The sequence below is a fragment of the Acidisoma sp. 7E03 genome, assembly GCF_054665075.1.
The window spans coordinates 190,514-215,403 of sequence record NZ_BAAFHE010000005.1 but is presented as its reverse complement, the minus strand read 5'-3'; the positions used below and the strand labels follow the sequence as shown (position 1 = coordinate 215,403).

Genomic DNA, 24,890 nt, shown 5'->3' with positions numbered 1-24,890 from the left:
TCGCGCAGATGGCTTCGAAGACCATGCCCTTCGTCATCACCGAATTCTACGGCTGGCTGGTGCCGCCGGAGTATTTCTTCTACTGGAATTTCTACGGCAAGAACAACGCCGTCTTCAACACGGCGGATTACAAGAATCCGAAGCTCGATGCGCTGATCGAGGATGCCCGCTTCCAGTCCGATCCGGCGATCTATGCGGCCGATCTGGTCAAGATGAACGACATCGTCATGAGCGACCTGCCGCGCATCCCGCTCGCCCGGCTCTTCTGCGACGTCGCCATGCAGCAGAACGTCCATGGCTATGAATACTGGTTCCACACCCATCTGGACTTCCGCAAGATCTCCAAGTCATGAGCCATCCCCTGCGTGCGCCGAACGATGCTTTCGGCGCTTTCATCCCCGGCTGCCCAGTCTGGGCCACGGGCGCCGCCTCCGGCCCGCTTGCGGGCCGGAGCTTCGCCGCCAAGGATCTGTTCGACGTCGCCGGTCTCGTCACCGGCTGCGGCAACCCGGACTGGGCCGCGAGCCATCCGCCGGCCATCGCCCATGCCGATGCCGTCCGGGCCCTGCTCGATGCCGGCGCAACCCTCGTCGGCCGCACCGTCACGGATGAAATTTCCTTGGGCCTCCTCGGGCGCAACCAGTTCCACGGCACGCCGGTCAACCCGCGCGCGCCCGAACGGCTGCCCGGCGGTTCTTCCAGCGGCTCGGCGGCCGCCGTGGCCGGCGGTCTCGCCGATCTCGCCCTCGGCACGGATTCCGGCGGCTCCGTCCGCGTGCCTGCGAGCTTCTGCGGCCTCTACGGTCTGCGCCCCACCCATGGGCGCATTTCCGTCGCCGGGCTGATGACGCAATCGCCGAGCTTCGACACGGTGGGCCTCTTCGCGCGCGATGCCGCCTTGCTCGCAAAAGCCTATGGTCTGCTGCTGGATGACGAGGCCCGCACCGGCGCGGTCGAGCGTGTGCTCATCGCCTGGGATGCTTTCGCCATCAGCGATGCCGCGGTGCAGGCGGCCTTGCAGCCCGCCCTCGCACGGGTGAAGGCGGTCTTTCCGGCCGAAGAGATCACCTTGTCCGAGGAAGGCCTGCCGGCATGGGCCGAACGCCAGCGCCGGTTGCAGCAGCATGAGTTCGGTCGCACCTTCCGCGCCTGGATCGATGCCTTCAATCCGCGTTTCTCTTTCGAGGTCGGCCGTTCCCTGGCGCTGGCAGCGCTGGTGACGGAGGAGGATCTCTCGGCCGAGCGCGCCTTCCGCGCCGAGGTGAAGACGCAGATCATCGGCCGGCTGGAGGGCCGGCGGCTGCTCTGCCTGCCGACGACGCCCATCCTGCCGCCGCCGCGCGGTATTGCGCTCTCCGCCATGGCGGAAGCAGGCCGGCGCATCACGGAGCTGACCGGCATCGCCGGCCTCACCGGCTTGCCGCAGATCAGCCTGCCCCTCGGCGAAACGCCGGACGGCATTCCGGTTGGCCTGTCATTGATCGGCTGGCCGGGCGCGGACGAGGTCTTGCTGGAGACGGCGGAGCGGCTGCAAAGCGGAGCCTAAGTCACTGGCCCTCGTGGCGGAGCCAAGCGCGGTTGCGCCGCACGGCGGCTGCGGGATCGGCCGCAGCCGTGGCCGATTCCTCCTCCACCACCACCCAGCCATTGAAGTGCGGCGCCTGGGCCACGGTCTCGATCACGACGGGCACGTCGCACACGCCCTCGCCCAGCATCGCCCAGGCGCCCGCCTCATCGACGTCCTTGAGGTGCAGGTAGCGGATGCGGGAGGCGTAGCGGCGCAGCACATCCAGCATGTCCGCGTGCCCGCGCAGGATATGTCCCGTATCCGGCACCCAGCCGATCAGGGCCTCGTCGACGCGCGCGAAGATCGCATCGTAATCGGCGCGCGTGAAGAGCAGCGTGTCGTGATGCGAACTCGGATGCAGCACCGTGGGCACGCCGGCGCGCCGGCCCGCCTCCCCAGCCGCATTGTAGAAGGCCGCCGCCGCCGCAAATTTCTCCGCCCGCGGCCCGGGGGACATGATGGTCGCGCTGCCGAAGGAGAGAAGGGCGCCTGGGAAGGCGGCGACGAAGCGCATCGCCTCCTCCGCTACCGCGAGATCGGCGGCGAGCCGCGCGGGCTCGGTGAAGCCGCTGTCGCTGCCCATGGCGAAGGCCACCAGCGTCAGCCCGTGATCCTTCAGTGCGCGCGCAAACTCCACGGGTCGGCCGGCATAGGGGCCGATCATCCGATCGGTAATCTCGATCCCTTCATAGCCGGCCTCCGCGATCATGCGCAGCAGGGCATCCGGCCCGTCCCGGTAGGACTCGCCGAGCATCTCCCAGGTGTAGGTCTGGCAGCCCACTCGGATCTCAGCCATCGCGCGTTACTCCTTCAGCCCGCCCATGGTCAGGCCCTGGATGATGTGGCGCTGAAAGAACAGCACCAGGATGATCAGCGGCAGCGTCACCACCATCGAAGCGGCCGAGATATCCCCCCAGGGCACGTAGTAGATGTCCGTAAAATTGGCGATGCCCACGGGCACCGTCTGGTGCTGCTCGTTGGAGGTGAAGGCGAGGGCGAAGAGAAACTCGTTCCAGGCGGCGATGAAGGCGAGGAGCCCGGTGGTGACGAGGCAAGGCAGCGAGACCGGCAGAATGATGCGGAACAGCAGGCCGAGCGTGGAGACCCCGTCCACGCGCCCGGCCTCGTCCATCTCCCGCGGCAGGGTCTCGAAACAGCCGAAGAGCACCCAGGTGACGAGCGGCAGGCCGAGCGCCAGATAGACGATGACGAGGCCGCGATAGGTGTCGAGCAGGTCGAAGCTCGATGCGATGAGATAGAGCGGTCCCACGATCGCGATTTGCGGAAACATCGAGACCGAGAGAATCACCATCAGCAGGCCGAACCGCCCGCGCAGGTTGAGGCGGGAGAGGGCGAAGGCCGCGAGGATGCCGAAGAAGAGGCAGAGTGCTGTCGTGAAGACCGCGACGATCAGCGAGTTGCGCAGATAGAACAGCAGGTGCCGGTGGAAGAAGGCGTTCTCGTAATGCACCCAGGTGAAGGGATGCGGAATGAAGGCAGGCGTCGCTGCCGTCAGCGCACGGTCGAGCTGGAAGGAGGTCGAGAGTTGCCAGAGGAACGGCCCGGCAGACCAGATCAGCATGATGAGCGCGCCGCCATAGACCAGCCCGCCGCGCAGAGCCGTCTGTCGCCGGGTCATCGGTTGACCCTCAGCTGCCGGATGATGAAGACACAGAAGCCGAGCGCGATCACCCCTTCGGTCAGGAAGGTCGCCATCGTCATCGCCGAGCCATAGCCGAAGCGCAGCGTCGAAAAGAGCACCTTGTAGCTCAGGGTCGAGAGGGTTTCCGTGGAGTCGGCGGGGCCACCCCCGGTCAGCACATAAACGAGGTCGAAGATGCGGAAGGCATCCAGCGCGCGAAACAGCCCGGCGATGAGCAGAGTGGGCCAGAGCAACGGCAGCCGCACATGCCAGAAGGTGGACCAGGCATTGGCGCCATCGATGCGGGCCGCATCCGTCAAGGTCGGCGAGATGGTCTGCAAGCCGGCAAGCAGCAGCAGGGCCATGAAGGGCGCGGTCTTCCACACGTCGGCGAGCACGATGGTGCCGAGCGCCGTCTGCGCCGACCCCAGCCAATCGACATTGGCCGACAGCAACCCCGCCCTGACGAGAAGGTAGTTGATGATTCCATGCTGACCATCGAAGAGCCAGCCGAACATCTTGGAGCTCACCACCGTCGGCAGGGCCCAAGGCACCAGCATCACGGCGCGCAGCAGTGCACGCCCGGCGAAGCGTTCGAAGAGCAGAAGGGCCATCAGCAGGCCGATCACCGTCTCGAGCAGCGTGGAGGCGACGGTGAAGAGCAGCGTATGGCCCCAGGCGTTCCAGAACTGCCCGTCATTGACGAGGGCAATGTAGTTGCGCAGGCCGACGAAGGCATTGGCATTGGTGATCAGCGAGGTATTGGTGAAGGACAGCCATATGCCGTTGGCGATGGGGTAGAGGGATACGGCTGCCAGGGCCACCAGGGCCGGAAGCAGCAGCAGCCAGGCGACGAGGGCCAGGCGCAGCCCGCCGCCCAGAAATGGTCCGCGCGGCGCACGGCGCTGCGCGGTGAGCGCTCGGCGCTGGCTGACCCGCAGGTATCGGGTGGGCCCGGCCGAGACGGCGTTTTGCACCCCGGGCATGGCGTTGCTCCCCTCGTGCATGGTCTTGCGCCACGTCACGACGGCAGGTTCTCGCAAAGCCCATGCACGGTTAAGCGTAAAGCTGCGCTTTTGCGCATCATCCCCTTGTGATTTTACGGCGGTTGGCGCAGAAAAGCGCAGCCCGAGCATAACGGGGGACAACAGGCCATGAAACGGCTGGGAATCGGCATTGTCGGCTGCGGCAATATCGCGACCATCTACATGCGCAATGCGGCGCTCTTTCCTGGCCTGGCGCTGCGCGCCTGCGCCGATCTGCGCCCCGAACAGGCGGCCCGCCGCGCCGCCGAACACGGCATCCGCGCCGCCTCGGTGGACGCCCTGCTGGCGGCGCCCGACATCGATCTCGTCATCAACCTCACCGTGCCCGCGGCGCATGCCGCGATCAGCCAGGCGGCCCTCGCCGCCGGCAAGCACGTCTTCACCGAAAAGCCGCTCGGCGTTTCGACGGCGGAAGGCCGCTCCCTCCTGGCCCTGGCGGAAACGCGCGGCCTTCTTCTGGGCGCCGCACCCGATACCTTCCTTGGGCCCGCCGGCCGGCTGGCGCGGCAGATCATCGATGCCGGGCGCATCGGCCGGGTCGTCACCGGCACCGCCTTCATGATGGGTCGCGGCATGGAGCATTGGCATCCCGATCCGGCCTTCTACTACCAGAAGGGGGCCGGGCCGGTGCTCGACATGGGTCCCTATTACGTCACCATGCTCGTCCATCTCCTGGGGCCGGTGCGGCGGGTGATGGCCATGGGCACGAGCAGCGCGGAGACGCGGCTGATCACGGCCCCAGGGCCGCTGCAGGGCACGCACTTTGCCATCGGCACGCCGACGACGCATCTCGCGCTGCTCGAATTCGCCTCCGGCACCATCATCACCTTCGGCGCAAGCTGGGATGTGTTCCGCCACAGCCATGCGCCGATCGAGCTGCACGGCACCGCGGGCTCCCTCCGCCTGCCGGACCCGGATACCTTCGGCGGCACCGTCTCGGTCAGCGATGCCGGAGCGCTGTGGGAGGACACGGCAACCGAGACGCGTCCCTATGGCCAGATCAACTGGCCCGATGCCGCGCCGGATCGCGCGAATTACCGCATGCTGGGCGTCGCGGATCTGGCTGCCAGCCTCCGCGAGGGTCGCCCGCCGCGCGCCTCCGGCCGTCTCGCTCTGCATGTGCTGGAAACGCTGGAGGCCATTCTCGTCGCGAGCGAGACCGGGGCGCCCGTCTCCCTCACCACCACGGCGGACCAGCCGGCCCCGTTCGACGAAGCCGAGGCGCGCGCCCTCCGCGGCTGATCTCTTGCGAAGGAAGATCGATGGCCCAGCTTTCCCAGGATGCCGCGACGGTGCTGCAGCTGATGGCGGCAGCAGGCGCGCCGCGCATCGAAACCCTGCCGCCGGCCGAAGCGCAGCGGCAATTCCTCGAAAACGCCCCGCAGCTGCAAAGTCCGCGCGAGCCGGTCGCGGCCGTCACCGACAGCAGCCTCGCTACGCCGGCCACGGAGATTGCGCTGCGGATCTATCGCGGCCATGGCTGCCCAGAGGAAGGCGCGCCTTGCCTCGTCTATTTCCATGGCGGCGGCTGGGTGCTCGGCAGCCGCGATACGCATGACGGCATCTGCCGCTGGATCGCCAATCTCGCAGAAGCTTGCGTCGTCTCCGTCGAGTACCGGCTGGCGCCCGCAGCGCCCTTTCCGGCGGCGATCGAGGATGCGATGGCGGCCGTCCGCCACGTCGCCGCGCAGGCGACCATCCTCGGCGTCGCCCCCGGCCGCATCGCGGTGGGCGGAGACAGCGCCGGCGGCAACATCGCCGCCGTCATGGCGCTCGCCGCGCGCGCGGGGCAGATCCCGCCGCTCGCCTTCCAGATGCTCTTCTATCCGGTGACGGATCTCTCGGGTGAGCAGGAAAGCTACCGCAGCCGGGCCGAGGGCTACGGCCTCACCACCGCTGCCATGCTCTGGTTCCACCGCCAGTACCTGCCCGATCCCGCCCTGGCGGCGGACTGGCGGGCCTCCCCGCTCCGCGCGCCGAACCTCGGCGGTCTCGCCCCGGCCTTCGTGCTCACCGCCGGCTTCGATCCCCTGCATGACGAAGCTAGGGACTATGCGGCCCGCCTGCGTGCGGCGGGCGTGGCCGTGGTGCTCGACGAAAACCCCGATCAGATCCACGGCTTTCTGAGCATGGATCGCTTCATCCCGGCGGCGCGGCCAAGCGTCGCGCGCGCGGTCGCCGCCTGGCGGCGGACGGAGGACTGACGGCTTTCCTTCCCTAACAAGAATCTCTGCAAAGGAGACATCCATGATCCATTCGCATCCGCCGCGTTCCGCCGGTGGCCTTGGGCGCCGCGCGGCGCTGGCAACCGCAGGCGCCGCCCTCAGCACCAGCCTGCTGCCCCGCCGCAGCCGGGCGGCCGACCGCACCGAAATCACTTTCGCCAGCGCGAATTTCTATGGGCGGCAGACGATCGCCCAGGTCGTGGACGTCTACAACCAGTCGCAGGGCAAGGTGCACGTCACCTTCGTGCAGCTGCCGCCACCCTCCTCCTCCACCCAGGTGCATCAGGCCCTCGTCCAGCAGCTCGCCCGCCGCAACGGCACGCCCGACGTCTTCACCCAGGACGTGATCTGGATCGCGGAATTCGCGAGCGCCGGCTGGGCGCTGCCGCTCGATCAGTACGTGAGCAAGGCGGTTCAGGGCCAGTATTTCCCAGGCTTGATCCAGGCTTGCACCTTCGACGGCAAACTCACGGCTCTGCCCTGGCACGTCGATTCCGGCATGCTCTACTATCGCAAGGATCTGCTCGCCCAGGCCGGCGCCGCGGTGCCCACCACCTGGCAGGACCTCACCGAAACCGCGCAGAAAATCCAGAAGGCGGGCGGCGCCAAATTCGGCTATCTCTGGCAGGGTAAGCAGGCCGAGGTTCTGGTCTGCGACACGGTGGAGGTCGTGGGCTCGGCCGGCGGCGCCATCCTGGCGCCCGATGGCAAAACCGTGCTGATGGCCGAACCGCCCGCGGTTCAGGGCGTGCAATTCCTCCATGACACCATCCACACCTCCAAGATCAGCCCGCAGGACGTTCTGAGCTGGGACGAGGAGCCCTCCCGCGGGCCCTTCACCGCCGGTGAAGCCGTGTTCCTGCGCAACTGGTCCTACGTCTACAAGATCGCGCAGGACCCCAGCGCCTCCTCGGTGGTGGACAAGGTGGGGGTGGCGCCGCTGCCGCATTTCCCGGGGCATGCGAGTGCGGCCTGCCTCGGCGGCTACCAGTATGGCGTCAACGCCCATAGCAAGAATCGCGAAGCGGCGATCGATTTCATCACCTGGATGTCCTCACCCGAGACGCAGCTGCGCTTCGCGACCGGTCTCGGCCTCGCCCCGACACGGCCGAGCGTCTTCGACCAGCCTGCCTTGATCCAGAGCCAACCCTTCATGCACACGCTGCGCGACGTTTTCGTGGGCGCGACCCCGCGGCCGGTGACACCGCAATATCCGCAGGTGACTCTCGCGCTCCAATCAGCCGTCTCCCGTGCGCTGGTCAACGGCCGGGTTCAGCAGGAACTCAGCCGGGCGAAGACCGAGCTTCAGGGCATCGTCGGCTAAGCTGCGCCGCCGCCGGGGACGACGACGAGTTCGACCCCCGCCTGGGCCACCGCCTCGGCAATCTCCGGCGGCGGTGGCGCATCCGTGACCAGCGCATGGATGCGCCCGAAGGCCGTGACATGGGCGAAGGCAGCCGCCCCGAATTTCGTGCTGTCGGCAAGCACGATGACGCGGCGCGCCGCTTCCATCATCTCGACCGTCACCTGCGCCTCTTCCAGCCGGCTGATAGACAGTCCCGTGGGATCGACGCCGGTCACCCCGACGACGGCGGTATCGACGCTGATGCGCGCCGATCCCGCGATTTTCACTGGCCCCACCGTGATCTGCGCGCTTTCCCAATAGGCGCCGCCCAAGATGTAGACGGCGCGGGCCACGCCGCGCGGCACCAGGGGCGGCAGCATCAGGTTGTTCGTGACGATTGTGAGATCCTGCAGCCGCCCGAGTTCGGCTGCGAAAGCGCAGGTGGAAGAGCCGCCGTTGAGGATCAAGGTCTCACCCTCGCGGATCAGCGCGGCGGCGGCCCGGCCGATGCTGCGCTTGGCGGCAGTATGTTCGCCCACCCGCGACTGAAAGCGCGTCTCGCGGCCCACCAGCCCATCGCCCGGCAGCGCGCCGCCATGGGTGCGCGTGAGCAGGCCCTGGCGTTCGAGCAGTTGCAGGTCGCGGCGGATGGTGTCGCGCGACACGCCGAACATCGCCGTCAGCTCCGCGACCGTCACATGCCCCTTGCCGCGCATGACGTCGACCAGCCGTCGCTGTCGTGAGCCGGGAAGCAGGACATCGTCGCTGGTATCCATCTCGGCCTCGTCTTTCACCACGCTGTCTTCACCGCCCTGTTATCGCATAATTTTGCAGATTTCCAATTGACCGTGCGGCGTTCTGCGTTGAATGTTGCATAAAACCGCAGCGATCCACCAGAGATCGTTGGAGAGCCAGCGTGCGGCGGGGGATGGAAGCGTGCAGAATTCATGGTGTGAGGCCTATACGAGCTTGCAGCGGCGCACCACCGGCTATGTGCGCGAGGCGCGTTGGACGATGTGCGGCCTCTCGCTTTGCGTCGACGCCTTCACGCAGCTTGAGGACTCTACCCTCACCTGTCTGGCAGATGGGCCGCCACAGGCGCAGGCACTCGCCGCCGAACTGCGCCAGCGTGCCCTGAAGGGAATCGGCGGCGAGCTCCGCGTCGATTGGCCGGAGGGGCCGGCCTGGCTCAATGCGCATCTGCCGCTGCGCATCGCGCTCGGCGGCACGGCGGCCCACGCCGCGCGGGTGCTCACTTTGCTGGGCGCGCCGGCTCTGCTCGCCCTCGAACATCGCACGCCGGAACAGCTCGCCGTGCTCGACCCCGACATGCTGCTCGCGGCCGACAGGCCGATGCGCGCAGCCGAGGTCGCCCCGGGCGGCGAAGACCGCCCGCGGGTCTATGTCTTCGAATACATGGCAGGCGCCGTGCTCGGCGGCACGCCGCTTCCCCGTTCCTCGCGCATCATTCTGCGCTGCCACGATTTCGACCTGGAGCAGGATGCCGCCTTCCTGCGGCTGAGCCCTGATTTGCTGCGTCAGGATGGCGGCCTCGGCGCCGGCGTTCTGGCGGGCTTCAGTTCCCTCGGCGGCGGCGCGCGGCTCGAGGCCGGACTCGCCCAGGGCCGCGCCCTCGCTGCCGCCTGGGCGGAGGCCGGCATCGGCCTCATCCATCTCGAACTTGCGGGCTACGAAACCCCGGCCTGGCGCGACCAGGCGATGGCGGGCCTCGCCGGCAGCGTGACCTCGATCGGCATGAGCCTGTCCGAGTTTCGCGATCTCCTGCCGGGGGCCGTCTCCCTCGAGGATGGCCTGCTCGAAATTGCCGCGCGCTTCCGTGTCGATCGCATCGTGGTCCATGCCGATGACTGGGCCATCGCCGCGACCCGCAGCGACCCTGAGCGTGAGCGCGAGGCGCTCATGATGGGCTGCCTGCTGGCCAGCGCCCGTGCCGCCGCCGGCCGGCTGACCGTGCCGGACGGTTTGCCCGCCGGCGCACGGTTCGCGGACCCACCGCCCGAAAGCCGACGGGGGGACTGGCACATCGTCTCCTGCCCTAGCCCCTATCTCCGCCAGCCACGCACCACGCTCGGTCTCGGAGACACCTTCATGGCTGGCTGCCTGCTCGTTCTCGGCCAGCCCAAGCACCCCACAGTCGGCCGCGCCCCGGCGCCGCCGTCCCCGCATCACCCTGCCGACCCTTGGGAGTCCTCACATGACACGCCTTGACGAAAAACTCAGCCGCATCCGCGGCGGCCAGTATCGCCGCTCGGATTTCATCATCGCCGACGCCAAGGACGGCGACATGGGCTCCGGCATCACTACCTGCGGCCCCCGCTATGATGGGACGGGCGAGGCGCGCGGATGGAAGACGCGGCGGGAGTATCTCGACCAGATTGCCGCCGTGGTGCGGCAGGACATCGTCGACATCATGCTGACCTCGGCGTCCAATCTCGAAATTCTGCGCGCGGAGGGTGTCTATGCCGGGTCGCGGGTGAAGCCCGCCATCCGCGCCAATGACGCGACGGATTGCTGGGGCGGCGTGCAGGGCGGCAGCTACACGGCGCAGATGTCGCGCCCCTTCCGCAGCGCAAACCTGTCGCACGTCATGTATGGCCGGCCGGAGGCGCCGGCGGGCAGCCCCATCACCGGCACCGATCTCGGCCTCTACTCCATCACCTTCAACAACGATCTGGATGCCGATCTGCGCTCGCTCGAAGCCTTCGCAGCCTTTCGGGCCGAGGCTGGGCGGCTGGGCTTCAGCTATTTCCTGGAGGTTTTCAATCCCAATGCACCGCAGGGTTTGAGGAAGGAGGCGATACCTGCCTTCGTCAACGACTGCCTATTGCGCTGTCTCTCCGGCCTCACCCAGGCGGAACGTCCACGCTTCCTCAAGATTCCTTTCAACGGACGCGCGGCGATGGAGGAATTGGCGGCCTATGATCCTTCGGTCGTCATCGGCGTGCTGGGCGGCGGGGCCGGCACCACGCGCGACACCTTCGAGCTGTTGTTCCAGGCGGAGAAAGCGGGCGCCCGACTCGCACTCTTCGGTCGTAAGATCAACCTGGCCGAATCGCCCCTGGCCATCGTCCGCTTCATGAGAGCCGTCGCGGATGGGGAGATCGCGCCGGCGGAGGCCGTGCGTGCCTATCACGCGGCTCTGGAGGCAGAAGGCGTGCGGCCACGCCGCCCGCTCGATCAGGACCTCGAAATCACCGAGGCGGTCTTGCGCGCGTGACGGATGGGAGCGGTGCGTCCGGCAGAAGAAAGGAGAGCGCCGCTTCACAGGGCGCTTCCAGCTTGAGCGCCGCCAGATCGTCGGCCCGGGAGCGGCCGAGATTGACGACCGCAATCGGCAGCCCTGCTTCCGCCGCGGTGAGCACGAAGCGAAAGCCCGACATGACCATCAGGGAGGATCCCACGATCAGCATGGCGTCCGCTTGCGCCAGATGGGTCCGGGCGCGCTCCACCCGCAGAAGCGGCACGTTCTCGCCGAAGAAGACGACGTCGGGCTTCAGCACGCCGCCACAGCGCGGGCAAGGCGGCACGGCGAAGCTTGCACTGTCGACCTCAACGGCCGCATCACCGTCCGGCGCTTGGGCGGCCTCCACCTCGGCCCAATCGGGGTTCAGCTCCGTCAAGGCCCGTTGCAAGGCCGCACGCCGCAGCCGATGCCCGCATGCCGTGCAGATCACCTGGTCGAGCCGTCCGTGGAGATCGATCACCCGCTGGCTGCCTGCCGCCTCGTGCAGACCGTCGACGTTCTGCGTCAGCAGCACCTCGCAGCGGCCTTGGGCCTCGAGCGCGGCGAGGGCTCGATGCGCACGGTTGGGCTTGGCGCGGGCAACCTGCGGCCAACCGGCCATGCTGCGTGCCCAATAGCGCTGCCGCTTGAGTGGATCGCCCATGAAGGCCTGATAGGTCATCGGCTGGGCGCCCTTCCAGTTCCCCTCGCGGTCGCGATAATCGGGAATGCCGGAGGGGGTGCTGCAACCCGCACCCGTCAGCACGAACAGCCGCCGCGACCGGGCAATGAACTCCTCGAGATCGGCAGGGCTCGTCATGACTCGAGCTTAGCCGGCTTCGCGCCGCATCTCCAGCCCGATGGTCAAGCCCTCCGAGCTCGGATAGGCTTGCCTGTCCCAGGAGCACCTCCGTCATGAGCCGCCTGCCCGACCCCACGCATGCCGATCGCATTCTCGCCGCCGTCGACCGCAACTTCGAGCGCCAGCTTGCCGACACGGCAGCGCTCGTCGCCGTGCCGAGCACGCGGGGCGCCGAAAGCCCGGCGCAGGACCTCATGGCCGACCTGCTGCGTCGCCGCGGCTATGCCGTCGATGACTGGGCGATCGCGCTCGACGATGTAAAGGACCTGCCGGATTGCGGAGTCATCCAGCATGATTTCTCGCGCGCCCGCACCGTCGTCGGCACCTATCGCCCTGCCGTCGAAAGCGGCCGGTCGCTTATCCTGCAAGGCCATTGCGACGTCGTGCCGACGGGCCCGCGCGCAATGTGGCACAACGCGCCCTTCGACCCGGTGGTGAAGGACGGCTGGATGTACGGGCGCGGGGCTGCGGACATGAAATCCGGCACCATCGCGGCCCTGTATGCTCTCGACGCGATCCGCGAGGCCGGCCTGGCGCCGCAAGGCCGCATCCATCTGCAATCGGTGATCGAAGAGGAAAGCACCGGTGTGGGTGCCCTCTCCACCTTGCAACGCGGCTACCGCGCGGATTGCGCACTGCTGCCGGAACCGACCGATCAGCGCTTCAACGGCGTCTGCGTCGGCGTCATCTGGTTCCGTCTTAAGGTCAGTGGCGAGCCCACCCACGTGGCCGTCGCGGGCGAGGGCTCGAACGCCATCCGCGCCGCATACCACGTCATCCTGGCGTTGGAGGCACTGGAAGCCTCTTGGAACGAGCGGGCGCGGCACGATCCGCTCTATGGCGCGATGGAACATCCCATCCATTTCAACCCCGGCATCATCAAGGGCGGCGATTGGGCCTCGTCGGTTCCATCCTGGTGCGACGTCGACTGCCGCATCGCCATCCTTCCCGGTTGGGACGTCAATACCTGCCGCCAGGAGATCGAAGCCTGCGTAGCCGCCGCCGCCCGCAGCCACGCCTTCCTCGCCAACAATCCACCGCGCGTCGAATGGTCAGGCTACTTGTCTCATGGCTACGCCTTGAGTCCGCAACCTGAGCTCGAAGAGCTGATGCGCGCCGCGCATGAGGCGACGAGCACCCTGCCCTTCGAGCATCGCAGTTCGACGGCGCTCAACGATGCCCGCTTCTACACGCTCTACTACGGCATTCCCGCCTTCTGCTACGGCCCGCACGGCGAGAAGATCCATGGTTTCAACGAGCGGGTCGATCTGCGCTCCTTGCGCGAAACGACGAAGGCGCTCGCACTCTTCGTCGCGGGCTGGTGCGGTGTGAGCGAAGGCGGCTGAGGGTCTCCCGGCCCGGGAGACGACCCTTCCGCCGGCAACCCTAGGTCGCAGGAAGGGGCTTGACGGCGGAGGGCGAGCGCGCGCAGGTTGCCGCCAACGACCAAGAACGCCAGAGGAGCGCCATGAAGGTTAAGCGCTTAATCTGCCCGTCGTCCGGGCCCTGAGCGATGCCGACGCTGAGTGACGTGGCGCGACGCGCCGGTGTCACGACCGCGACCGTCTCCAACGTCATCCGGGGGCGCGGATCGGTCGGCGCCGAAACTGCGGCGCGTGTCCGCGCCATCGTCGCCGAGCTTGGCTACCGTCCTAATCTCACCGCGCGCGCACTCGCAGAAGGGCGGGCGCCGACCCTCGCCCTGCTCGTCGCCAGCATCGCCAACCCCTTCTACCCGGAATTCGCCCGCGCGGCCGAGCGGTGCGCACGCGCTGAAGGCCGCTTCCTCATCGTCTGCCACACGGATTCCGATCCCGACATCGGCCTCGCCTATCTCGATCGTGTCTCCGCCGGCATCTCCGAAGGTGTGCTCGCAATGGCGGGCAATATTCGCCTGCAGGATCTGGCAGCCGTCACCGCGCGCGGCGTGCCCGTGGCCCTCGTCATGTGGGAGGAAAGCGACGAAGCCATCCCCCTGCCTGCGGTCACGGTGGATTTCGTCATGGCCGGCCGCCTAGCGGCAGAGCATCTCCTCGCTCTCGGGCACCGGGAGATCGGCATCGTCACCGCGGGCTCGGCAGAGGGAATCAAGCCGCACGCCAAGCGCCTGAGCGGCGCACTGGCCGCCTTCGCCGCGGCCGGCTGCCCCGTGCCACCCGAACGGCAAAGCTTCACCAGCGACACGATCGCCGGCGGCTATGCCGCCACCTTGGCGCTTCTCGAAAAAGCCCCCGCGATCACGGCAATCTTCGCGAGCAACGATCTCATCGCGATCGGCGCCATGCAGGCCGCCGCCGCTCTCGGCCGGCGCGTTCCGGCGGATCTCTCGGTCATCGGCATCACCGATATCCAGCTGGCTGCCCAGATGAACCCCTCTCTCACCACGGTGTCGTTGCATGCGGCCGAGGTTGCCGAATCCTCGGTCCGCTTCCTGCTCGACATCGTCAAGACGCCGGCGGACGGGACCGCCGCCTGCGAAGGACCGAAGCCGGTGCTCAAGCACCGGCAGTCCACCGCGCCACCGCCCGCCTCAGAACCATAACGCAGAACCGGATAACCGGGCTTCAACAAGGGAGGAAGGATATGGACGATTTCAGCAAGCGCATCCGCGATCGCGGGTTGAGCCGCAGACAGGCCCTGGCCGGCGCCGGGCTCGGGCTGCTTTCGGCGGCGTCGTTCGCCGCAAGCCCCGCCGCGCGCGCAGCCGACCCCGTCACGCTCACCATCTGGTCCTGGGTGCCCAACATGCAGGACGAGGCCAAGCTCTACATGCAGGCCAATCCGGGCGTGACGGTCAACGTCGTCAACGTCGGCCAGGGCAATCCGCACTACGCCAAGGTGCAGAACGCCTTGCGTGCGCATCACGGTGGTCCGGACCTGGTGCAGATCGAGTTCGACAAGGTTCTGACCTTCCGCCAGCTCGACGCCTTTTCCGATCTCGCCCCCTACGGCGTCAACGATTTCAAGAAGGACTACGTCGACTGGGCCTGGCAGCAGGTGAGCGACGGCACGCATGTCTATGCCATGCCCTGGGACAGCGGCCCGATCGGCCAGATCTACCGCAAGGACATCTTCGACGCCCACCAGATGACGCCGGCGACGAGCTGGGATGCCTTCGCCGAACAGGCGCTGAAGCTCCACAAGGACACGCCGGACACGCTGCTGACCAACGCCACCTTCACCGAAGGCGCGTGGTCCAATGCGCTGCTCTGGCAGATGGGGTGGCGTCCCTTCACCGTTGATGGAACGACCATCGGCATCGATTTCTCGAACGATGTCAGCCGCCGCTTCGCCGCCTATTGGCAGAAGCTGCTCGATGCGGGTGCCGTGGATGCGAAGCCGGGCTTCGTTACGGAATGGTACCAGTCCTTCGACAAGGGCCGCTACGCCATCTGGATCGTCGGCGCCTGGGGCCCTGTCTTCCTGGAGCAATTCGCCAAGAGCAGCGCCGGCAAGTGGCGGGCTGCCGCCATTCCGCAGTGGAGCACGAGCGGCGCGCCGGTCTCCGCCAACTGGGGCGGCTCCACCCTCGCCCTTCTCAAACAGAGCCGCCATCAGGCGGAAGCGGCCAAGCTCGCCATCTGGCTGCTGCACAGCGCCAAGTCGACGCGGCAATTCGCGACCGAGCAATATCTGTTCCCGACCAGCCTTGCCCTTCTCAATGACCAGTCGTTCCTCAACACGCCCTATCCCTTCTACGGCAACCAGCCCGTGAATCAGGTCTTTGCGGAGTCCGCCAAGAACGTTCATGCGGACTTCCAGTGGAGCCCGTTCCAGGAATACGTGCAGACGCAGATGGCGAGCGAATTGGGCGCGGCCGCCAATGGCCGGGGCACCTTGCAAGCGGCGTTCGACCGGCTGCAGAAGCGCTTCGTCTCCTACGCCCAGCAGCAGGGCTTCACGGTCAAGACCTGAAGCACCCGCGCAGGAAGCGGCACGGCCAGAGGGAGGATGGGATGACGGATCTACGGACATCTTCGATGACAGGAAGCCTGCGCCGCAAGCGCAGGCGCGTCGCTCTCACCCCATACCTCTTTCTGGCCCCCTTCCTGCTGCTCTTCGCCCTGGTTCTCGTCCTGCCGCTGGCCATGGCGCTCGATCTCAGCCTCTTCCGAGACACGCTCGCGCGCGGGACGATCTTCGTCGGCCTCGCCAATTACGCAGACATCCTGAGCGATCCCGGCCTGTGGCAGGGTCTCGGCCACGTCCTCCTCTTCGGTCTCGTGCAGATCCCGGTCATGCTGGGCCTCGCCTTGGGGCTCGCGCTCATCCTCGACAGCGGCGTGCTCTGGGGCCGCAACCTGTTCCGCATCGTCTTCTTCCTGCCCTATGCGGTGCCGAGCGTGATCGGCGCCTTGATCTGGGCCTATATCTACGGACCGTCCTTCGGCCTCTTCACCCGCGTCGGCCATGCCTTGGGCGTCGCCATGCCGAACTTCCTCGGGCCGCAATGGATGCTCGCTTCCCTCGGCAACGTCGTCACCTGGGAATACACCGGCTACAACATGATCGTGCTCTACGCGGCGCTGCAGGCCGTGCCGCGGGACGTGGTCGAGGCTTCCTGGCTCTGCGGCGCCACGCCCTGGCAGGCGGCGCTGCGCATCCGCGTGCCGCTGATCGGCCAAGCCTTCCTGCTCACCCTCGTCTTCTCCATCATCGGCACGCTGCAGCTCTTCAATGAGCCGTCCATGTTCCGGCCTCTCGCGCCTGACATCGTCAGCGAGTCCTACACGCCCAACCTCTACGCCTATGCGCTCGCCTTCACCGATCAGCGCTTGAACGCGTCAGCCGCCCTCTCCTTCATCCTCGGCGCGATCGTCGCCGTCTTCTCCTATGTCTTCATGCTCGCCGTCGGTCGGCGGGGGACGGAAGCGGCATGAGCATGACCGTCGACAGCCAGCAGGTCACCGGCATGACAGCCCACGCCCCACATCGCTCCGCCGCCGCCCGCCAACTCCGCCGCACCCGGATGCTGACGACAAGCCTGCTCGGCCTCTTCCTCGTCTATACGCTCGTGCCACTGCTCTATGTCGTGATCTCGGCCACCAAGACGGATCAGGGCCTGTTCGAGAGCTTCGGCCTCTGGTTCGCGCCGCACTTCGCGCTCTTCAGCAATCTCGAACGGCTCTTCACCTTCCAGAGCGGCGTCTTTGGCCGATGGCTGGTCAACACCGCCTTCTATTCCGTCACCTCCGCCGTCGGCGCCACCCTGCTCTCGGCCGCCGCCGGCTACGCCTTTGCAAAATTCCGCTTCCTCGGCCGCCGCGCCCTCTTCGCGCTCACGCTCGGCGCCATCATGATTCCGCAGACGGCGCTCGCCATTCCGCTCTTCCTGCTGATGAGCCGGATCGGTCTGGTCGATACGCCCTGGGCAGTCATCCTTCCCTGTCTCGTCAACCCCTTCGGCGTCTATCTGATGCGGGTCTATGCCGAGCAATCGGTGCCGGACGAGCTGCTGGAAGCAGCGCGCATCGATGGCGCCAGCGAAGCGGCAATCTTCTTCGGCATGGTGCTGCGGCTGCTCTCGCCGGCACTCATCACCGTGCTGCTGCTCTCCTTCGTCAGCACCTGGAACAACTACTTCCTGCCCCTCGTCATGCTGGAATCGAACCAGCTCTTCCCGCTCACCGTCGGTCTCGCGACCTGGTACCAGAATGCGAGCGCGGGCGAAGGCGGCCAGGCGCTCTTCTCTCTCGTGCTCACCGGTTCCCTCGTCTCGATCGTTCCGATCGGCTTTCTCTTCCTCACCATGCAGCGCTTCTGGCAGGGCGGTCTCGCCGCCGGCAGCGTGAAGTAACGCCGTATCCGCGCCAGGAGGCTCGTTTTGTCCACTCATCTCTTCCGCTTCGGTGTCGACTACTATCCCGAACAATGGCCCGAAGACCGCTGGCCCACCGATGCCCGCATGATGCGGGAAGCAGGCTTCAACACCGTCCGCCTCGCCGAGTTCGCCTGGAGCCGGATGGAACCGCGCGAGGGTCAGTTCGACTTCGCCTGGCTCGATCGGGCAATCGCGGTCCTCGCCGCCGAGGGGATGGACGTCGTCCTCGGCACGCCCACCGCCTCGCCGCCGATGTGGGTCATGGCGAAATACCCTGATGCCTATCGCGTGCTGGAGGATGGGCGGCGTCTCACCTTCGGGCATCGCCGGCACTACTGCCCCAACCATCCCGGCTTCCAGGCGCTGTCCCGAGTCATCGTCACCGCCATGGCGCGGCATTATGCCAACAATCCCGCCGTCATCGGCTGGCAGACGGACAACGAGTTCGGCGATCGCTGCTACTGCGACAACTGCGCCCGTGCCTTCGCGCAATGGCTCGGGCGGCGGCATGGAGACGTGGAGACGATGAACGCCCGTTGGGGCACCGTCTTCTGGAGCCAGGAATACGCGGATTTCGCCGAGGTCGTGCTGCCCAGCCGCATCGCCCGCGCGCCCAACCCCGGTCTGCAGCTCGACTATTTCCGCTTCGCCTCCGATTCCTACGTCGCCTATCAGGACATCCACATCGACATCCTGCGCCGCGAATGCCCGAACCAGTTCATCACGCACAACCTGATGGGCTTCAAGTTCGACCAGATCAACTATTTCGATCTCGCGGCGCCGCTCGATTTCGTCTCCTGGGACAATTACCCGCGGCTCGCCTGGACGATGGTGGAGGAGGTGGACGTGCCGGGCGTGGCGCTTGCGCATGACACGATGCGCGGTCTCAAGAACCGCGGCTTCTGGGTGATGGAAGCACAGAGCGGCTCTGGCGGATGGGAGGATGTCTCCGTCATGCCGCGGCCGGGGGAAGTGCGTCTCTGGGCGTGGCAGGCCATCGCCCATGGGGCGGATGGCATCATCTTCTTCCGCTGGCGCACCGCCCGCTACGGCGCGGAGCAGTATTGGCACGGCGTGCTCGACCATCACGGCGAAGCTGGGCGGCGCTATCGCGAGGTAGCCGGCATGGGCGCGGAACTCGCCCGCCTTGGCAGCGCGGTGCTGGCCACCGCGCCGGCGCCGAAGGTCGCAATGATCCTATCCTATGACAGCCGCTTCGCCTTCCAGGTCCAGGGCAACAATCCCGGCTTCTCCTACCCCGCGCATCTCCAGTCGCTCTACGCGGCCTTTCACCGCCTCGGCATCGAAGTCGCCGTGGTGCCGCCGGAGGCCGACCTTTCTCCCTACCGTATCGTGCTCGCACCCGCCTTGCACGTTCTGCCCGAGGGCGTCGCCCAGTCGCTCGCCGCCTACGTCTCCGGGGGCGGCATTCTTCTCGGCACCGCCCGCAGCGGCGTGAAGGATATCCACAATGCCGTCGTCAACGCCCATCTGCCCGGGCTGCTCCGCGGCGTCTTCGGTCTTTCCGTCGAGGACTATGATTCGCCGGCGATCGGCGTCAGCATTCCACTCGGTCCCGCGGAAGGCGCAGGCGGCCTCGGCCACAATGCGGGCTCTGCCGCCTTGGCCACCGGCTGGGCGGATGTCCTCGCTCTCGAAGGCGCGGAAGCCGTGATGACCTATCAAGCCGAATACTATGCCGGCCGCACGGCCGTCGCGCGGCATCGGCTGGGCCAGGGCCAGGCAATCTATGCCGGCACCTTCGGGGATACGGCGCTCCACGCGGCCCTCGCCGGCCTGTTGCTGGAGGCCGCCGATCTCACGGGCGAAGCCATCGCCTTGCCGCCCGGGGTGGAACTCTGCCGGCGCGAAGGTGCCGCGGGGGGGCCGCCGCTCGTCTTTCTGCTGAACCACGGGGCGGAACCCGCGTCCCTCACCCTCGTGAGGCCGCACGAGGATCTTTTGAGCGGCACGGCCGCCGGCACCACCATCACCATTCCGCCGCGGGACCTGCGCCTGTTGCGCCCCGCCGTTTGAGCTTCATCTGCATCGCACGGAGGCCGCCATGCTTGGCGTCTGCTACTATCCCGAACATTGGCCCGAAGAGAAATGGGCGACCGATGCGGCGGCGATGCGCGCCCGCGGCATCACCTATGTCCGCATCGGTGAATTTGCCTGGAGCCGCATGGAACCGCGCCCCGGTCAGTATGACTGGGCCTGGCTCGATCGCGCCATGGCCGTGCTGGGCGACGCCGGCTTGCGTATCGTCCTCGGCACCCCCACCGCGACACCGCCACAGTGGTTGACCGATCTCTATCCGGGCATCCTGCCCGTAGGCGCGGATGGCCGCGTCAAGGGCTTCGGTTCCCGCCGCCAGTATACGACGAGTTCGCCCGACTGGCTGCGCGAGACGCGGCGGATCGTGACGGCGATGGCCGAGCGCTACGGCACCCATCCCGCCCTTGCCGGCTGGCAGACCGACAACGAGTTCGGTTGCCATGACACTACGCTGTCCTACGGCCCGCATGATCTCGCGGCCTTCCGCGACTGGCTGCGCCGCCGCTATCAGACTCCGGAGGCGCTGAACGAGGCCTGGGGCAACGTCTTCTGGTCGATGGAGGCGCGCGGGTTCGAGGACGTGCCGCTGCCCGTCGCTGCCGTGACGGAAACCAACCCTGCCGCCCGGCTCGATTATCACCGCTTCGCTTCCGACCAGATGATCGCCTACAACCGGCTGCAGGTGGAGATCATCCGCGCCCATTCCCCGGGCCGCTTCGTCACCCACAACTTCATGGGCTTCTTCCGTGCCTTCGACCATTTCAAGATGGCCGAGGATTTGGATTTCGCCTCTTGGGATTCCTATCCGCTCGGCGCTCTGGAAGTCTCCAGCCTGCCGGAGGCAGAGCGTCTCAGATGGGCCGAAACCTCGCATCCCGACGTGCCCGGCTTCAATCACGACGTGTATCGCGCCGTCGGGCGCGGCCGCTTCTGGTTGATGGAGCATCAGCCGGGGCCCGTGAACTGGGCGCCGTGGAACCCGGTGCCGGCGCCGGGCATGGTGCGGCTGTGGAGCTGGCAATGCTTCGCCCATGGCGCGGAGGTGCTGAGCTATTTCCGCTGGCGACAGGCCCCCTTCGCGCAGGAGCAGATGCATGCCGGGCTCAACCGGCCGGATGGTGCGCCTTCGGCGGGCGGGCTGGAAGCGGCCGAGGTCGCGCGCGAACTGGAAGCGCTTGGGCCGCTGCCCGCCATGGCACAGGCGCCGGTCGCACTTCTCTTCGATTACGAGGCCGGCTGGATCACCGACGTGCAGCCACAGGGGGCGGATTTCCGCTACATGGATCTCGTCTTCCAATGGTACAGCGCGTTGCGGCGCCTGGGCCTTGACGTCGACATCGTGCCCCCGGGCGCCTCGCTCGCCGGCTACCGCTTCGTCGCCGCCCCATCCCTGCCCCATGTCAACGAAGCGGCGGCCGCGGCCCTTGAGGAGGCAAGCGGCGTTCTGCTCATCGGCCCGCGCAGCGGCTCCAAGACGCGCTATTGCACCATCCCGGAGACTTTGCCGCCGGGACCCCTGCAAACCCTGCTTCCGCTGCGCGTTGCCCAGGTGGGCTCGCTGCGCCCCGGCCTCACCGTGCCTGTCTCGGGCGATGGTCTATCGGGCCAGGCCACACGCTGGCGCGAATGGCTGGAGACCGATCTGCCCGCCCGCCTCAGCTTCGCCGATGGCGGCAAGGCGCTGGTAAGCCAGGGCAACCGCCACTATCTCGGCGCCTGGCTGGACGAAGCGCTGCTGCAATCCGTCATGCGCGACCTGCTCACCGAAGCGGGGGTCGAGACAGTGGCGCTGCCCGATGCCATCCGCCTGCAGCGGCGCGGCCCCCTCACCTTCGCGCTGAATTTCGGAACCGAGGCCTGGGCGGTGCCGGAGGCCGCGTCCAAGCACTTCGTGCTCGGCGGCGGCACCGTGCCGCCGCGCGGCCTCGCCTGCTGGCGGGGGTGAACCGGGTGAAGGGGTGAGCCACACTCACCCCTTCACGGCGCCGGCGGTCAGCCCCTCCACGATATAGCGTTGCGCCAGCACGAACATCAGGATCGCGGGCAGGATGGTCAGCGTGATGAAGGCCAGCACCAGCTGCCAGGCGGTTGAGTATTCACCCTGGTAATCCATCAACCCCAGCGGCCAGGGGTAGAGATGGGCGCTGTCGAGCATGATGAGCGGCACGAGGTAGTTGTTCCAGCTGCCGACGAAGGCGATGATCCCGACGGTCGAGAGGATCGGGCGTGACAGCGGCAGCGTGACGTGCAGGAAGTAGCGGATATAGCCGCAGCCATCCACCAGCGCCGCATCCAGCAATTCGCCCGGCAGTTGCCGGAAGGCGTTGCGCATCAGCAGCACGCCCATCGCGAGACCGAAGGCCACCTGCGGCAGGATGACGCCCCAGGGCGTGTCGACGAGGCCGAGCTGGCGAACGCGGATGAAGAGCGGCAGGATGGCGGCCGCCGCCGGGAACATCAGTCCGAGTACCATATAGTTGAAGAGGAAACGTCGGCCGAAGAATTTCAGATGGGCGAAGGCGAAGGCCGCGGTCGAGGCCAGGCACAGCGTCAGCACCACGGTCAGGCTCGCGAAGAGCAGCGAATTGCCGAGCACGCGCCAGTAGCGCAGGCTCGCCAGAATGTCCCAGTAGTTGCGCCACAGCCAGAGCCGCGGCAGGCCGAGGGGATTGGTGCGGAGCTGCCCGAGATCCTTGAACCCGCCGAGCACGGTCGCGGCCAGCGGCAGCAGCACGATGCCGGCGACGATGATGAGAATGCCGAGGCGCCACACGGCAAAGGCCCGCGCCTGGCGACGCCGGCTGCGGAGGCGGTCGGTGGCTCTCGGCACCGCTTGCGGTTCGCCCATGGCGTGATGTCGGGACAAGGGAAGATCACTCATCGCGCATCAGGATCCGCTGGTAGAAGAGGGCGAAGGTGACGCAGACGAGGAACAGCACCACGCCCACGGCGGAGCCATAGCCCACGCGCATGCGGGTAATGCCGAAGCTATACATGAAGGTGACCATGGTGTTGGTCTTCTCGAACGGCCCGCCGCCCGTCAGCGGAATCACCATGTCGAAGAGCTGCAGGGCGCCGATGACCGAGAAGAACACCGAAAGTTTGATCATCGGCGCGAGCTGCGGCAGGGTGATGGCGCGGAAGCGCTGGAAGGCACCGGCACCGTCGATTTCCGCCGCCTCATACAGCTGGCGGTCGATTCCCTGCAGCCCCGCGATGTAGAGCATCATGTGAAAGCCGAAATACTTCCAGACGACGACGATGATGATCGCGGTGAAGGCGAGGCTCGGGCTTGCGAGCATGAAGAGCGGCGCGCCGCCCATGGCTTGCGACAGCGCCGAGACCGGCCCGTAATTGCCGTCGAAGATGAAGCGGAAGATCAGGCCGGCCGCGACGTCGGCCAGCACATAGGGCAGGAAGAAGATCAGCCGGAAGGCAACCGCCCCCCAGGCGCGGCGGGCGAGGAGCAGGGCCATGCCGAGACCCAGGGGAAGCTGCGCGGCGATCGAGAAGACGATGATGAGGAGATTGTTGGTGAAGGCGGTGCGAAAGGCGCCGCTCTCCCACAGCCGCAGGTAGTTGCGCAGGCCGATGAAGTCGTGTGGCCAGCCGAGGCCATTCCACTTGAACAGGCTGAACCACGCCGCCTGGCCAAGCGGCAGGATGACGAAGATGGTAAAGAGCAGCACGGCCGGCGGAACGAAGACGAGGGCGGTGACGAGCGCGCCATGATCCCGCCGGATGGTCTGGGCCGTCGCCATGGCTTTCTCCCGCTTCCGCCTCAGCCGCGCCTCACTGCTCGTCTTCCCAGGCCTGCTGCACGGCGGCGGCGCCCGCTTTCGGCGTCATCTGTCCTGCCGCAACCGCGACCGACATATCGTTGACGACACGGCCGACCGACGGGCCGAGCGCCTGGTCGAAGAAAATCTGCAGCGCCGTCGCATGCTCGAGCGAAGTTGCGATCTCGCGGATGATCGGGTTCTTGATGGCCGCACTGGTGCCGGCGAGAGCCGGGATATAGTAGCCCTCGGCCGCGGCTTCGTCCTGATATTTCTTCTGGAAGAAGAAGGCGAGGAAGTCGTCGGCCGCAGGCGGCGCGTTTTTCGTCACCAGCCAGCCATTGACGCCGCCGAGCACGTCGGTCGCGAGGCCTGGCGTGCCGGCGATCACCGGGAAGCCGAAGATGCCGATGTCGGATGTGGCAAGCCCCTTGCCGTCCGCCGCATTGGTCGCCTGTGTGTTGAGCAGCCAATTGCCCATGAGCTGCATGGCGGCCTTTCCGTCACCGAACTGCCCCGCGGATTGCAGAGCGAGGGTGCCGACATAGCCGGGCTGAAAGGGCTTGAGGGCGGCCAGTTCCTGCAGCCGCTCGCCCGCTTCGACGAAGGGAGGTGCGGTGAAGCCGCCGTCCTTCCCAGCCTGCGCCTCCTTCACCACGTCGGCCCCGCCTTCCCGCATCGCGAGATAGGACCAGTAGAAATGCATCGGCCACTTCTCGCCGGCACCTACCGTGATGGGCGTGATGCCGGCTGCCTTGATCTTCTTCACGGCGGCGAGCAGGTCGCTCCAGCTCTTGATGCTCGCCGCGTCCACCCCCGCCTTGGCGAAGAGGCGCTTGTTGTAGAAGAAGCAGACGTCGCTGTGCAGAATGGGCAGGCCGTAATACTGGCCATCCACCTTGTAGGCCGCGGCATCCGCCGGGTTCATCTGCGGCACCACGGCTTGCGCTGCGGCGCCGAGCGGGCGGAGATAGCCGGCGTCGATCTGCGCGCGCATCACCCCGCCGCCCCAGCTCCAGATGATGTCCGGACGGTCGTTGCTCTGCAGCATGGTTGGCAGCTTCGCCTTGTAGGCCTCGTTCTCCAGATACTGATATTGGATGGTGACGTCCGGATGGAGCTTCTCGTAATCCGCCGCTATCCTTTGCCATAGGGCGACTTCGCCCGGCGTCGTCTCCTCATGCACGATCTTGATGAGCGTGCCTGCCTCGGCCGACAACGGCGCGAAGGCGCCGAGCAGGAGGGCGGCCAGCGACGCGGTGCCGAGGAACGCTTTGAGCATGACGTTGTCCCCATCGATG

General features: G+C 67.1%; 22 protein-coding genes. 14 read left to right on the top strand and 8 right to left on the bottom strand.

Annotated elements, in window-relative coordinates; translation table 11 throughout:
- The first annotated feature begins 8 nt into the window (after nt 1–8).
- Both ACYQ6W_RS09925 and ACYQ6W_RS09920 read left to right on the top strand, forming a co-directional pair.
- Nucleotides 9–353 carry a hypothetical protein gene (locus tag ACYQ6W_RS09925; RefSeq protein ID WP_459675067.1) on the top strand — a complete coding sequence of 115 codons (345 nt, stop codon included), beginning with the start codon at nt 9–11 and terminating at the stop codon, nt 351–353.
- On the top strand, nt 350–1,546 hold the full coding sequence (locus tag ACYQ6W_RS09920) for an amidase (RefSeq protein WP_459675066.1): 1,197 nt from the start codon (nt 350–352) through the stop codon (nt 1,544–1,546). Before ACYQ6W_RS09925 ends, ACYQ6W_RS09920 begins: the two co-directional genes overlap by 4 nt.
- A 1-nt stretch (nt 1,547) precedes the next feature.
- On the opposite strand, the gene ACYQ6W_RS09915 is transcribed toward ACYQ6W_RS09920, so the two are convergent.
- The 3 genes from ACYQ6W_RS09915 to ACYQ6W_RS09905 are packed head-to-tail and all read right to left on the bottom strand — an operon-like array spanning nt 1,548 to nt 4,195.
- Entirely contained in the window at nt 1,548–2,363 is an 816-nt protein-coding gene (locus ACYQ6W_RS09915; RefSeq protein WP_459675064.1) for a sugar phosphate isomerase/epimerase family protein, read from the bottom strand.
- A gap of 6 nt (nt 2,364–2,369) precedes the next feature.
- Entirely contained in the window at nt 2,370–3,206 is an 837-nt protein-coding gene (locus ACYQ6W_RS09910) for a carbohydrate ABC transporter permease (RefSeq protein ID WP_459675063.1), read from the bottom strand.
- Entirely contained in the window at nt 3,203–4,195 is a 993-nt protein-coding gene (locus tag ACYQ6W_RS09905) for a carbohydrate ABC transporter permease (RefSeq protein ID WP_459675061.1), read from the bottom strand. The genes ACYQ6W_RS09910 and ACYQ6W_RS09905 overlap by 4 nt, the downstream gene beginning before the upstream one ends.
- Nucleotides 4,196–4,363: 168 nt before the next feature.
- Here ACYQ6W_RS09905 and ACYQ6W_RS09900 point away from each other — a divergent pair, with 168 nt between their 5' ends.
- From ACYQ6W_RS09900 to ACYQ6W_RS09890, 3 genes are read left to right on the top strand one after another with little or no spacing between them, the layout of a single operon-like run.
- Nucleotides 4,364–5,497 (top strand): Gfo/Idh/MocA family protein, encoded by a 1,134-nt coding sequence (locus ACYQ6W_RS09900; RefSeq protein ID WP_459675060.1) that lies wholly within the window; start codon nt 4,364–4,366, stop codon nt 5,495–5,497.
- Nucleotides 5,498–5,517: 20 nt separating this feature from the next.
- Nucleotides 5,518–6,459, top strand: coding sequence for an alpha/beta hydrolase (locus ACYQ6W_RS09895; protein WP_459675059.1), 942 nt, complete (start codon nt 5,518–5,520; stop codon nt 6,457–6,459).
- Between the two features lie 43 nt (nt 6,460–6,502).
- On the top strand, nt 6,503–7,804 hold the full coding sequence (locus ACYQ6W_RS09890) for an ABC transporter substrate-binding protein (protein ID WP_459675057.1): 1,302 nt from the start codon (nt 6,503–6,505) through the stop codon (nt 7,802–7,804).
- On the opposite strand, the gene ACYQ6W_RS09885 is transcribed toward ACYQ6W_RS09890, so the two are convergent.
- On the bottom strand, nt 7,801–8,601 hold the full coding sequence (locus ACYQ6W_RS09885; protein WP_459675056.1) for a DeoR/GlpR family DNA-binding transcription regulator: 801 nt from the start codon (nt 8,599–8,601) through the stop codon (nt 7,801–7,803). The two genes, ACYQ6W_RS09890 and ACYQ6W_RS09885, sit on opposite strands and share 4 nt — an antisense overlap.
- Nucleotides 8,602–8,761: 160 nt before the next feature.
- Here ACYQ6W_RS09885 and ACYQ6W_RS09880 point away from each other — a divergent pair, with 160 nt between their 5' ends.
- Nucleotides 8,762–10,054 (top strand): ADP-dependent glucokinase/phosphofructokinase, encoded by a 1,293-nt coding sequence (locus tag ACYQ6W_RS09880; RefSeq protein WP_459675055.1) that lies wholly within the window; start codon nt 8,762–8,764, stop codon nt 10,052–10,054.
- On the top strand, nt 10,041–11,063 hold the full coding sequence (locus ACYQ6W_RS09875; protein WP_459675054.1) for a hypothetical protein: 1,023 nt from the start codon (nt 10,041–10,043) through the stop codon (nt 11,061–11,063). The genes ACYQ6W_RS09880 and ACYQ6W_RS09875 overlap by 14 nt, the downstream gene beginning before the upstream one ends.
- Here ACYQ6W_RS09875 and ACYQ6W_RS09870 read toward each other — a convergent pair.
- On the bottom strand, nt 11,038–11,889 hold the full coding sequence (locus ACYQ6W_RS09870) for an NAD-dependent protein deacetylase (protein WP_459675052.1): 852 nt from the start codon (nt 11,887–11,889) through the stop codon (nt 11,038–11,040). The two genes, ACYQ6W_RS09875 and ACYQ6W_RS09870, sit on opposite strands and share 26 nt — an antisense overlap.
- A 95-nt stretch (nt 11,890–11,984) precedes the next feature.
- Between ACYQ6W_RS09870 and ACYQ6W_RS09865 the strand changes: the two genes are divergently transcribed.
- The 7 genes from ACYQ6W_RS09865 to ACYQ6W_RS09835 all read left to right on the top strand — a co-directional run bounded on the left by ACYQ6W_RS09865 (nt 11,985) and on the right by ACYQ6W_RS09835 (nt 21,755).
- The gene (locus ACYQ6W_RS09865; protein WP_459675050.1) at nt 11,985–13,277 is read left to right on the top strand and encodes an ArgE/DapE family deacylase; all 1,293 of its coding nucleotides are present in this window, start codon (nt 11,985–11,987) and stop codon (nt 13,275–13,277) included.
- A gap of 167 nt (nt 13,278–13,444) precedes the next feature.
- Nucleotides 13,445–14,473: a LacI family DNA-binding transcriptional regulator gene (locus ACYQ6W_RS09860; protein WP_459675049.1), complete on the top strand. Its 1,029-nt coding sequence runs from the start codon at nt 13,445–13,447 to the stop codon at nt 14,471–14,473.
- A 41-nt stretch (nt 14,474–14,514) separates the two neighbouring features.
- The gene (locus ACYQ6W_RS09855; RefSeq protein WP_459675048.1) at nt 14,515–15,846 is read left to right on the top strand and encodes an ABC transporter substrate-binding protein; all 1,332 of its coding nucleotides are present in this window, start codon (nt 14,515–14,517) and stop codon (nt 15,844–15,846) included.
- A 65-nt stretch (nt 15,847–15,911) separates the two neighbouring features.
- On the top strand, nt 15,912–16,811 hold the full coding sequence (locus ACYQ6W_RS09850; RefSeq protein WP_459675047.1) for a carbohydrate ABC transporter permease: 900 nt from the start codon (nt 15,912–15,914) through the stop codon (nt 16,809–16,811).
- Entirely contained in the window at nt 16,808–17,728 is a 921-nt protein-coding gene (locus ACYQ6W_RS09845) for a carbohydrate ABC transporter permease (protein ID WP_459675046.1), read from the top strand. Before ACYQ6W_RS09850 ends, ACYQ6W_RS09845 begins: the two co-directional genes overlap by 4 nt.
- A gap of 27 nt (nt 17,729–17,755) precedes the next feature.
- A complete protein-coding gene (locus ACYQ6W_RS09840; protein ID WP_459675045.1) occupies nt 17,756–19,789 on the top strand; it encodes a beta-galactosidase in 2,034 nt (677 codons plus the stop codon).
- Between the two features lie 28 nt (nt 19,790–19,817).
- Nucleotides 19,818–21,755: a beta-galactosidase gene (locus ACYQ6W_RS09835; protein WP_459675044.1), complete on the top strand. Its 1,938-nt coding sequence runs from the start codon at nt 19,818–19,820 to the stop codon at nt 21,753–21,755.
- Nucleotides 21,756–21,779: 24 nt separating this feature from the next.
- On the opposite strand, the gene ACYQ6W_RS09830 is transcribed toward ACYQ6W_RS09835, so the two are convergent.
- From ACYQ6W_RS09830 to ACYQ6W_RS09820, 3 genes are read right to left on the bottom strand one after another with little or no spacing between them, the layout of a single operon-like run.
- Nucleotides 21,780–22,691 (bottom strand): carbohydrate ABC transporter permease, encoded by a 912-nt coding sequence (locus ACYQ6W_RS09830; protein ID WP_459675043.1) that lies wholly within the window; start codon nt 22,689–22,691, stop codon nt 21,780–21,782.
- Nucleotides 22,684–23,571 (bottom strand): carbohydrate ABC transporter permease, encoded by an 888-nt coding sequence (locus tag ACYQ6W_RS09825; RefSeq protein ID WP_459675042.1) that lies wholly within the window; start codon nt 23,569–23,571, stop codon nt 22,684–22,686. The genes ACYQ6W_RS09830 and ACYQ6W_RS09825 overlap by 8 nt, the downstream gene beginning before the upstream one ends.
- Before the next feature lie 31 nt (nt 23,572–23,602).
- Complete coding sequence (locus ACYQ6W_RS09820; protein WP_459675040.1) at nt 23,603–24,871, bottom strand: extracellular solute-binding protein; 1,269 nt, start codon at nt 24,869–24,871, stop codon at nt 23,603–23,605.
- Between the last annotated feature and the right edge of the window lie 19 nt (nt 24,872–24,890).